General features: G+C 41.3%; 10 protein-coding genes. All 10 read left to right on the plus strand.

Going from position 1 to position 10,041, the window contains the following annotated elements; genetic code table 11:
- Positions 1-54 precede the first annotated feature (54 nt).
- Positions 55-582, plus strand: coding sequence for an aromatic acid exporter family protein (locus tag HT697_RS03025; protein ID WP_000119914.1), 528 nt, complete (start codon positions 55-57; stop codon positions 580-582).
- A 76-nt stretch (positions 583-658) separates the two neighbouring features.
- Positions 659-1,015 (plus strand): transcriptional repressor GlnR, encoded by a 357-nt coding sequence (gene glnR / locus HT697_RS03030; RefSeq protein WP_173262073.1) that lies wholly within the window; start codon positions 659-661, stop codon positions 1,013-1,015.
- Between the two features lie 36 nt (positions 1,016-1,051).
- A complete protein-coding gene (glnA, locus tag HT697_RS03035; RefSeq protein WP_001122886.1) occupies positions 1,052-2,398 on the plus strand; it encodes a type I glutamate--ammonia ligase in 1,347 nt (448 codons plus the stop codon).
- A gap of 114 nt (positions 2,399-2,512) precedes the next feature.
- Positions 2,513-2,833 carry a PadR family transcriptional regulator gene (locus HT697_RS03040; protein WP_173253096.1) on the plus strand — a complete coding sequence of 107 codons (321 nt, stop codon included), beginning with the start codon at positions 2,513-2,515 and terminating at the stop codon, positions 2,831-2,833.
- A complete protein-coding gene (locus tag HT697_RS10500) occupies positions 2,833-3,408 on the plus strand; it encodes a DUF2812 domain-containing protein (protein WP_173219846.1) in 576 nt (191 codons plus the stop codon). The genes HT697_RS03040 and HT697_RS10500 overlap by 1 nt, the downstream gene beginning before the upstream one ends.
- Before the next feature lie 34 nt (positions 3,409-3,442).
- Positions 3,443-3,946 carry a DUF2812 domain-containing protein gene (locus HT697_RS03050; protein WP_112444458.1) on the plus strand — a complete coding sequence of 168 codons (504 nt, stop codon included), beginning with the start codon at positions 3,443-3,445 and terminating at the stop codon, positions 3,944-3,946.
- Positions 3,947-4,106: 160 nt separating this feature from the next.
- The gene (hrcA, locus tag HT697_RS03055) at positions 4,107-5,141 is read left to right on the plus strand and encodes a heat-inducible transcriptional repressor HrcA (RefSeq protein WP_173219761.1); all 1,035 of its coding nucleotides are present in this window, start codon (positions 4,107-4,109) and stop codon (positions 5,139-5,141) included.
- Positions 5,142-5,167: 26 nt separating this feature from the next.
- The gene (grpE, locus tag HT697_RS03060) at positions 5,168-5,692 is read left to right on the plus strand and encodes a nucleotide exchange factor GrpE (RefSeq protein WP_000046038.1); all 525 of its coding nucleotides are present in this window, start codon (positions 5,168-5,170) and stop codon (positions 5,690-5,692) included.
- Between the two features lie 484 nt (positions 5,693-6,176).
- Entirely contained in the window at positions 6,177-8,000 is a 1,824-nt protein-coding gene (gene dnaK / locus HT697_RS03065; RefSeq protein WP_173219764.1) for a molecular chaperone DnaK, read from the plus strand.
- A gap of 638 nt (positions 8,001-8,638) precedes the next feature.
- Entirely contained in the window at positions 8,639-9,784 is a 1,146-nt protein-coding gene (gene dnaJ / locus HT697_RS03070; RefSeq protein WP_173219767.1) for a molecular chaperone DnaJ, read from the plus strand.
- The last annotated feature ends 257 nt before the right edge of the window (positions 9,785-10,041 follow it).

The following is a 10,041-nucleotide window of genomic DNA, read 5'->3' on the forward strand; positions in this document are numbered from 1 at the left end:
ATTGCTCATAAAATCAGCCAATTTATGATAAAATGGAAATAGAAAGTTGAGATTATGAGTTATTTTAAAAAATATAAATTCGATAAATCCCAGTTCAAACTTGGTATGCGAACCTTTAAAACAGGTATTGCTGTTTTTCTAGTTCTCTTGATTTTTGGCTTTTTTGGTTGGAAAGGTCTTCAAATCGGTGCTTTGACAGCCGTTTTTAGCTTGAGGGAGAGTTTTGATAAGAGTGTTCATTTTGGGACTTCGCGTATTTTAGGAAATAGTATCGGTGGCCTCTATGCCTTGGTTTTCTTCCTAATAAATAGTTTTTTCCACGAAGCCTTTTGGGTGACCTTGGTAGTTGTTCCAATCTGCACCATGTTAACCATTATGACAAATGTAGCCATGAATAACAAAGCAGGGGTTATTGGTGGTGTAGCGGCTATGTTAATCATTACCCTATCGATCCCGAGCGGAGAGACAATTTTGTACGTATTTGCGCGTGTATCAGAAACTTTCATGGGAGTTTTTGTCGCAATTCTCGTAAATTACGATATTGATCGTATTCGGCTCTTTTTAGAGAAAAAAGAAAAATAATGTTACATTTTATAACATTATCAATTGACGTTTGTCTTTTTTTAGACTATAATAGACAGAAAGAAGGAAATTGTAAATGAAGGAAAAAGAATTTCGCCGAAATATGGCTGTTTTTCCTATCGGCAGTGTTATGAAGTTGACCGATCTATCGGCGCGTCAGATTCGTTATTATGAAGATCAAGAGTTGATTAAGCCTGATCGAAACGAAGGGAACCGTCGCATGTATTCCTTGAATGACATGGATCGTCTACTTGAAATCAAAGATTATATCTCTGAAGGTTATAATATCGCTGCCATTAAGAAAAAATATGCTGAACGTGAAGCGAAATCCAAGAAAGCGGTGAGTCAGACTGAGGTGCGTCGTGCACTTCACAATGAACTCCTCCAACAGGGTCGCTTTGCTTCACTACAGTCACCTTTTGGTCGCGGTTAGGCAACCGCAAGTAGTCATACATTAAGGAGAAAACTCATGCCAATCACAGCTGCAGATATTCGTCGTGAAGTCAAGGAAAAAAATGTTACCTTTATCCGTCTCATGTTCTCAGATATTTTGGGAACCATGAAAAACGTCGAAATTCCTGCTACAGATGAACAATTAGATAAGGTCTTGTCAAATAAGGCTATGTTTGATGGATCTTCTATTGAAGGGTTTGTACGTATCAATGAGTCAGATATGTACTTGTACCCAGACTTGGATACATGGACAGTCTTCCCTTGGGGAGATGAAAATGGAAGTGTTGCAGGTTTGATCTGTGATGTCTATACAACAGAAGGTGAACCATTTGCGGGGGACCCTCGTGGTAATTTGAAACGAGCTCTTCGTCACATGGAAGAAGTAGGATTCAAATCTTTCAACCTTGGTCCAGAGCCAGAATTCTTCCTATTTAAGTTGGATGAAAATGGAGATCCAACACTTGAAGTGAATGACAAGGGTGGCTACTTTGATTTGGCGCCTACTGACCTTGCGGACAATACACGTCGTGAGATTGTAAATGTCTTGACCAAAATGGGATTTGAAGTAGAAGCCAGTCACCACGAGGTTGCTGTTGGACAGCATGAGATTGACTTTAAGTATGATGAAGTCCTCCGTGCTTGTGATAAGATTCAAATCTTTAAGCTCGTTGTTAAAACCATTGCTCGCAAACACGGACTTTACGCAACCTTTATGGCAAAACCAAAATTTGGTATTGCCGGATCAGGTATGCACTGTAATATGTCCTTGTTTGATGCAGAAGGAAACAATGCCTTCTTTGATCCAAATGATCCAAAAGGAATGCAGTTGTCAGAAACGGCCTACCATTTCCTTGGTGGTTTGATCAAACATGCCTACAACTATACTGCCATCATGAACCCAACGGTTAACTCATACAAACGTTTGGTTCCAGGTTATGAAGCGCCGGTTTACATTGCTTGGGCTGGTCGTAACCGTTCGCCACTTGTGCGCGTGCCTGCTTCACGTGGTATGGGAACTCGTCTTGAGTTGCGTTCAGTGGATCCGATGGCAAACCCATATATCGCGATGGCTGTGCTGTTGGAAGTTGGTTTGCATGGTATTGAAAATAAAATTGAAGCACCAGCTCCTATCGAAGAAAATATCTACATCATGACAGCAGAAGAGCGTAAGGAAGCTGGTATTACAGACCTTCCATCAACTCTTCACAACGCTTTGAAAGCTCTGACTGAAGATGAAGTTGTCAGAGCAGCTCTTGGAGAACATATCTATACTAGTTTCCTTGAAGCTAAACGAATTGAATGGGCAAGTTATGCAACCTTCGTTTCACAATGGGAAATTGATAACTATTTAGATCTTTACTAATATAGAAGAAAGATTGCCTGAGGGCGGTCTTTTTTTCTTGTATTTTATATCGAGGTGTGATATATTTTATATAACGAAGTGCGATATATCGAATTTAATAGGAGGTGAATGCAAATGGAATTAACGGATAAGATTCGTCGAGTTTATCTTCCGATGACGGAAACGGGTTTTTATATCTTGTTCTGTCTGCAAAAGGAAGGTCATGGTTATAGTATTACGCAAAAGGTCAAGGAGATGACAGATTCTCAAGTTTCGATTAGTCCTGGGACTATGTATGGAACCTTGTCAAAAATGGAAAAGGATGGTTTGATTTCCTTTGTCCGCGAAGAGGAAAAGCGTAAAATCTATCAGATTACAGACTTGGGACGCAAAGTCTTAGAGATTGAATTGAAACGTATTGAACGACTCTACAGAAATAGTCGGGAGGAAAGATGATGGAAAAGAAAGTTGTTTATCGAATTTTTACAATTGCGGATTATGAGAGGGAGGCTTTATATCTTAGAAAAATGCATGCTAAGGGCTGGAAACTTAGAAAAGTAAGTTATTCTATCTTATTGTTTGCAGTTAAGTATACCTTTGAAAAATGTCAGCCTGAGCAAGTATCTTATCAGTTGGACTTTTATCCCATGAAAAAATCAGATAGAGCCTCCTATTTACAATTATTTAAAGACTGTGGCTGGGAGCATATTACAGACTTTAATGGGTTTTCCTACTTTAGAAAGCTTCATTCTGAAATTGAATCGAATGCAGAATTTGAAATCTATAATGACGCTGCTGGGAAGTTAGCTATGGTCAAACGGATTTTAACGAGGCGGATGCTTCCTATTTTGCTTCTCTTTTTAGCTCTACTACCGGTTTTCTCAAAGTTTGTCAGTGGAGGTAGTTCTTTCAGTTGGGTAGTGTTTTTGATTTTCATAATAGATTGGGTTTTATTGATAGTTTTTGCGATTCAGATTTCTTATATTTTTTGGAGCTTGTTTCAAAAATGGAAAGAATTATCTGACAAATAAAACCATGTATGTTTTCTGATTTGGAGGTAAGGTAATGAATAGCAAAGTACAATTTCGGTTTTTCACCATTGTTGATTTGGACAAGGAAGAAGAATATTTACATGAGATGCATTTGAAAGGTTGGAGGTATAGAACGAGTCGTTTTGGTTTGTTCTATTTTGACCAATGTCAACCAGACGATGTCATCTACTGTATCTATGATTCTAGATTTCTTAAAAAATATAAGCATGAACTGCAAGATTTTAGAAATAGCGGTTGGGAATTGATAGAAGCAGGTTCTTGTTCGGTTCTTCGTAAATCATCTTTTGATTTACTTCCGGAGGATATGAGCAAGGGTCTTAGATGGGAAGTTATGCGATCTAGACTTCGTTCCTGTACAGCTACTTTCTTAGGCGGTCTTGTTGTTTGTATGAGTTTGTTTCGAGAAGAACTGTCGCAACCTTTCTCTGTCATTTTTGTTCTATATGCCTTTATGATTTCTTATCTAATCTATGGTTATTTCAGACTAAAAAGGAAATATCAAGTAGATGGAAGGTGAGTTTCTCGGTCTTCAGACCGATTTTTAGCACTCTTGGCAAAAGAGTGCTAATTTTTTGAGTTTTTATCTTGACATTCTCTTTTAAGGGTGTATAATAGAATCATGAGTTAGCACTTGAGTATGTTGAGTGCTAATCGATCAGACAGAGAGGAGTGATGAGGTGGTTACAGAGCGTCAGCAGGATATTTTAAATCTGATTATTGACATCTTTACCAAAACGCACGAACCTGTCGGATCCAAAGCCTTGCAAGAGTCTATTAACTCTAGCAGTGCAACCATTCGTAATGACATGGCGGCTTTAGAAAAGCAAGGTTTGCTTGAGAAGGCTCATACTTCAAGCGGTCGCATGCCAAGTGTTGCTGGTTTTCAGTACTATGTGAAACACTCACTGGATTTTGACCGACTGGCTGAAAATGAGGTTTACGAGATTGTCAAAGCCTTTGATCAGGAATTCTTCAAATTGGAGGATATTCTGCAAGAGGCTGCTAATCTACTGACAGACTTGAGTGGCTGTACGGTAGTAGCACTGGATGTTGAGCCCAGCAAGCAACGGTTGACAGCCTTTGATATCGTTGTTTTGGGGCAACATACAGCCTTGGCAGTATTCACCCTAGACGAGTCGCGAACGGTTACCAGTCAGTTTCTGATTCCAAGGAACTTTTTGCAGGAGGACTTGCTGAAGCTGAAGAGCATCATTCAGGAACGTTTCCTCGGCCACACCGTTTTAGATATTCACTACAAGATTCGGACGGAGATTCCGCAGATTATCCAGCGTTACTTTACAACAACGGACAATGTTATCGATCTCTTTGAACACATTTTTAAGGAAATGTTCAACGAAAACATTGTAGTGGCGGGCAAGGTAAATCTCTTGAATTTTGCTAATCTGGCAGCTTATCAGTTCTTTGATCAACCGCAAAAGGTGGCTCTGGAGATTCGTGAGGGGATGCATGAGGATCAGATGCAAAATGTCCGAGTTGCGGACAGTCAAGAGTCCTGTCTAGCTGACCTAGCGGTGATTAGTAGCAAGTTCCTCATTCCTTATCGCGGAGTTGGAATTCTAGCCATTATCGGTCCGGTTAATCTGGATTACCAACAGCTAATCAACCAAGTCAATGTGGTCAATCGTGTTTTGACCATGAAGTTGACAGATTTTTACCGCTACCTCAGCAGTAATCATTACGAAGTACATTAAGATTGAAATCATTAAAGGAGGCGAAAATGGCCCAAGATATAAAAAATGAAGAAGTAGAAGAAGTTCAAGAAGAGGAAGTTGTGGAAACGGTAGAAGAAACAACTCCTGAGAAGTCTGAATTGGACTTGGCAAATGAACGTGCAGATGAATTTGAAAACAAATACCTTCGCGCTCATGCAGAAATGCAAAACATTCAACGCCGTGCCAATGAAGAGCGTCAAAACTTGCAACGTTATCGTAGCCAGGATTTGGCAAAAGCGATTCTCCCTTCTTTGGACAACCTTGAGCGTGCACTCGCAGTTGAAGGTTTGACAGATGATGTGAAGAAGGGCTTGGAAATGGTGCAAGAAAGTTTGATTCATGCTTTGAAAGAAGAAGGAATCGAAGAAATCGCAGCTGACGGTGAATTTGACCATAACTACCATATGGCCATCCAAACTCTTCCAGCAGACGATGAACACCCAGCAGATACCATCGCCCAAGTCTTCCAAAAAGGCTACAAACTCCATGACCGCATCCTACGCCCAGCCATGGTAGTGGTGTATAACTAAGATACAAAGCCCGTAAAAAGCTCACAGTAAAAATAGGAGATTGACGAAGTGTTCGATGAACACAAGAAAATCTATCTTTTTTACTCAGAGCTTAGGGCGTGTTCGATTAGGCAATTCTGACGGTAGCTGAAGCAACTTGTCAGAAAACGGCAATCGCTATGGCGTTTGCCTAGCCTCCTTACTAACTCGTCGTCGAAATAAAATCGATTTCGACTCCTCGTGTCGCAATTTACATAATAGAAAACTTGTCCGAAACGACACTAAACTATGAAAGAAAGATAAGAGGCAAGCCGGAGGCTTGCAAGGAAGATATTTCCCACCGTGGTGAAAGTTTCAGTAGCAAAAGCTACTGAAACAGGGGATTTTTGAGACAATAGGCTCAAAAATAAGTGATGAAATCCCGAAGGGAGTTGCTCACGTCCCCACCACTTAAGGGAAATATCAAAAAATCAAAATTCGAATTAAAATTTAAGGAGAAAAACACATGTCTAAAATTATCGGTATTGACTTAGGTACAACAAACTCAGCAGTTGCAGTTCTTGAAGGAACTGAAAGCAAAATCATCGCAAACCCAGAAGGAAACCGCACAACTCCATCTGTAGTCTCATTCAAAAACGGCGAAATCATCGTTGGTGACGCTGCGAAACGTCAAGCAGTCACAAACCCAGATACAGTTATCTCTATTAAATCTAAAATGGGAACTTCTGAAAAAGTTTCTGCTAACGGAAAAGAATACACTCCACAAGAAATCTCAGCTATGATTCTTCAATATTTGAAAGGCTACGCTGAAGACTACCTTGGTGAAAAAGTAACCAAGGCAGTTATCACAGTTCCAGCTTACTTCAACGATGCTCAACGTCAAGCAACAAAAGACGCTGGTAAAATCGCTGGTCTTGAAGTAGAACGTATCGTCAACGAACCAACTGCAGCAGCTCTTGCTTACGGTTTGGATAAGACTGACAAAGAAGAAAAAATCTTGGTATTTGACCTTGGTGGTGGTACATTCGACGTCTCTATCCTTGAATTGGGTGACGGTGTCTTCGACGTATTGTCAACTGCAGGGGACAACAAACTTGGTGGTGATGACTTTGACCAAAAAATCATCGATCACTTGGTAGCAGAATTCAAGAAAGAAAACGGTATTGACTTGTCTACTGACAAGATGGCGATGCAACGTTTGAAAGATGCGGCTGAAAAAGCGAAGAAAGATCTTTCTGGTGTAACTTCAACACAAATCAGCTTGCCATTCATCACTGCAGGTGAGGCTGGACCTCTTCACTTGGAAATGACTTTGACTCGTGCGAAATTTGACGATTTGACTCGTGACCTTGTTGAACGTACAAAAGTTCCAGTTCGTCAAGCCCTTTCAGATGCAGGTTTGAGCTTGTCAGAAATCGACGAAGTTATCCTTGTTGGTGGTTCAACTCGTATCCCAGCCGTTGTCGAAGCTGTTAAGGCTGAAACTGGTAAAGAACCAAACAAATCAGTAAACCCTGATGAAGTAGTTGCTATGGGTGCGGCAATCCAAGGTGGTGTCATCACTGGTGATGTCAAAGACGTTGTCCTTCTTGACGTAACACCATTGTCACTTGGTATTGAAACAATGGGTGGTGTCTTCACAAAACTCATCGACCGCAACACAACAATTCCAACATCTAAATCACAAGTCTTCTCAACTGCGGCAGACAACCAACCAGCCGTTGATATCCACGTTCTTCAAGGTGAACGCCCAATGGCAGCAGATAACAAGACTCTTGGACGTTTCCAATTGACTGATATCCCAGCTGCACCTCGTGGAATTCCTCAAATCGAAGTAACATTTGACATCGATAAGAATGGTATCGTGTCTGTTAAAGCTAAAGACCTTGGAACTCAAAAAGAACAAACAATTGTGATCCAATCGAACTCAGGTTTGACTGACGAAGAAATTGACCGCATGATGAAAGATGCAGAAGCTAACGCTGAAGCAGATAAGAAACGTAAAGAAGAAGTTGACCTTCGTAACGAAGTAGACCAAGCTATCTTCGCAACTGAAAAGACTATCAAGGAAACTGAAGGCAAAGGATTCGACACAGAACGTGAAGCTGCCCAAGCTGCCCTTGATGACCTTAAGAAAGCGCAAGAAGATAACAACTTGGACGACATGAAAGCAAAACTTGAAGCATTGAACGAAAAAGCTCAAGGCCTTGCTGTTAAACTCTACGAACAAGCCGCAGCAGCGCAACAAGCTCAAGCAGGAGCAGAAGGCGCACAAGCAACAGGAAACGCAGGCGATGACGTCGTAGACGGAGAGTTTACGGAAAAATAAGATGCAAAGCCCGTTAAAACCTCACAGTGAAAATAGGAAATCTGACGCAGAAACTTTAGTTTCTAGAAAGATTTGTCTTTTTCACCAAGAGGTTAGGGCGTGCTCGATTCGGTAAGATGTTGAGGCGTTAAGAAAACGAAAGAAAAATAGGAAGCCATCGCCTTGTGCGATGCACAAAAGATGGCTTATCTTTTTTCCGAAGTTTTTAGCCGAAACTCAGTTAAGCCTAACTCGTTAAGAATGACAAATGGCTAAAGAGTTTGTCATTCGACTGCAATCGCTATGGCGACTTGCCTAAACGCCTTACTAGTTCAAAAACAAAGTATAATCGACTTTGTTTTTGAACGTCGTAATGATAGGAAGAAATCCAGAGGTTGCAACCCAGCCTCTGTTTTTCGATAAAAAGGATCTGAACCTGATTTATTTGGGGTTTGTCTTGTCAATATATAAAGAAAGGAATTGAACCCGACCTAAATGGTGGTTCGATTCAGAACATCAATAGAAAGGAACAAGGGTGTTCGTAACTGAACACGGGCTACGGACTGTGCCAAAAAGATAGTTTTTTCTAGGACGCAAGCGTCCGTCGTCAAAACTCCTATTTTGGCTGTGTCCGTTTGACGCCCTTTGTATCTTGAATTATGAACAATACTGAATTTTATGATCGTCTGGGGGTGTCAAAAAACGCTTCGGCAGACGAAATCAAAAAAGCTTATCGTAAGCTTTCGAAAAAATATCACCCAGATATCAATAAGGAGCCTGGTGCTGAGGAAAAGTACAAGGAAGTTCAGGAAGCCTATGAGACTTTGAGTGACGACCAAAAACGTGCTGCCTATGACCAATACGGTGCTGCTGGAGCCAACGGTGGTTTTGGTGGAGCTGGCGGTTTCGATGGGGCAGGAGGCTTCGGTGGGGCAGGAGGCTTCGGTGGTTTTGAGGATATTTTTTCAAGTTTCTTTGGAGGAGGCGGAGCTTCGCGCAATCCAAACGCTCCTCGTCAGGGGGATGACCTCCAGTATCGTGTGAACTTGACCTTTGAAGAAGCTATTTTTGGAGCTGAAAAAGAAGTTAAGTACAACCGTGAAGCTAGCTGTCGTACATGTAATGGTTCTGGTGCTAAGCCAGGAACAAGTCCAGTCACTTGTGGACGCTGTCATGGCGCTGGTGTCATTAACGTTGATACGCAGACTCCGCTTGGTATGATGCGTCGCCAAGTAACCTGTGATGTCTGTCATGGTCGCGGAAAAGAAATCAAAGATCCATGTACAACTTGTCACGGAACAGGTCATGAAAAACAAGCGCATAGCGTACATGTCAAAATCCCTGCTGGTGTGGAAACAGGTCAACAAATTCGCCTAGCAGGTCAAGGTGAAGCAGGATTTAACGGTGGACCTTATGGTGACTTGTATGTAGTAGTTTCTGTGGAAGCTAGCGACAAGTTTGAACGTGAAGGAACGACTATCTTCTACAATCTCAACCTCAACTTTGTCCAAGCAGCTCTTGGTGATACAGTTGATATCCCAACGGTTCACGGTGATGTTGAATTGGTTATCCCAGAGGGAACTCAGACTGGTAAGAAATTCCGTTTACGTGGTAAGGGAGCTCCGAGCCTTCGTGGTGGTGTAGTTGGTGACCAATACGTTACTGTCAATGTCGTAACACCGACAGGCTTGAACGACCGCCAAAAAGCAGCCTTGAAAGAATTCGCAGCTGCGGGTGATTTAAAAGTCAATCCAAAGAAAAAAGGCTTCTTTGACCATATTAAAGATGCTTTTGAAGGAGAATAAAGCAAAAAGAGCTGTCGGGCTCTTTTTACTTTATAGATTTTTTAAGACTTTCCTAAGTAATGACGGACGGTAGCGACCTCCTTCGAAGTTCCATACCTAAACTTTGAACCTAAGTCTTAAAGTTTCCAAACAGCTGAAACCAAGCTGTTTCAGCTGTTTTCATTACGGCAGAAAGTCTTCGATTTAGTTGTGAAATGGTGAATGATACTCTTCAAACCACGTCAGCGTCGGCTTGTCATGGGTATGGTTACTGACTT

It is taken from the genome of Streptococcus sp. 1621, assembly GCF_013276615.1.
GTDB lineage: Bacteria > Bacillota > Bacilli > Lactobacillales > Streptococcaceae > Streptococcus.

Bases quoted from the DNA above. Each gene is read 5' to 3' on its own strand.
- HT697_RS03025 (WP_000119914.1), top strand. From the start codon at position 55: ATGAGTTATTTTAAAAAATATAAATTCGATAAATCCCAGTTCAAACTT.
- glnR (WP_173262073.1), top strand. From the start codon at position 659: ATGAAGGAAAAAGAATTTCGCCGAAATATGGCTGTTTTTCCTATCGGC.
- glnA (WP_001122886.1), top strand. From the start codon at position 1,052: ATGCCAATCACAGCTGCAGATATTCGTCGTGAAGTCAAGGAAAAAAAT.
- HT697_RS03040 (WP_173253096.1), top strand. From the start codon at position 2,513: ATGGAATTAACGGATAAGATTCGTCGAGTTTATCTTCCGATGACGGAA.
- HT697_RS10500 (WP_173219846.1), top strand. From the start codon at position 2,833: ATGGAAAAGAAAGTTGTTTATCGAATTTTTACAATTGCGGATTATGAG.
- HT697_RS03050 (WP_112444458.1), top strand. From the start codon at position 3,443: ATGAATAGCAAAGTACAATTTCGGTTTTTCACCATTGTTGATTTGGAC.
- grpE (WP_000046038.1), top strand. From the start codon at position 5,168: ATGGCCCAAGATATAAAAAATGAAGAAGTAGAAGAAGTTCAAGAAGAG.
- dnaK (WP_173219764.1), top strand. From the start codon at position 6,177: ATGTCTAAAATTATCGGTATTGACTTAGGTACAACAAACTCAGCAGTT.
- dnaJ (WP_173219767.1), top strand. From the start codon at position 8,639: ATGAACAATACTGAATTTTATGATCGTCTGGGGGTGTCAAAAAACGCT.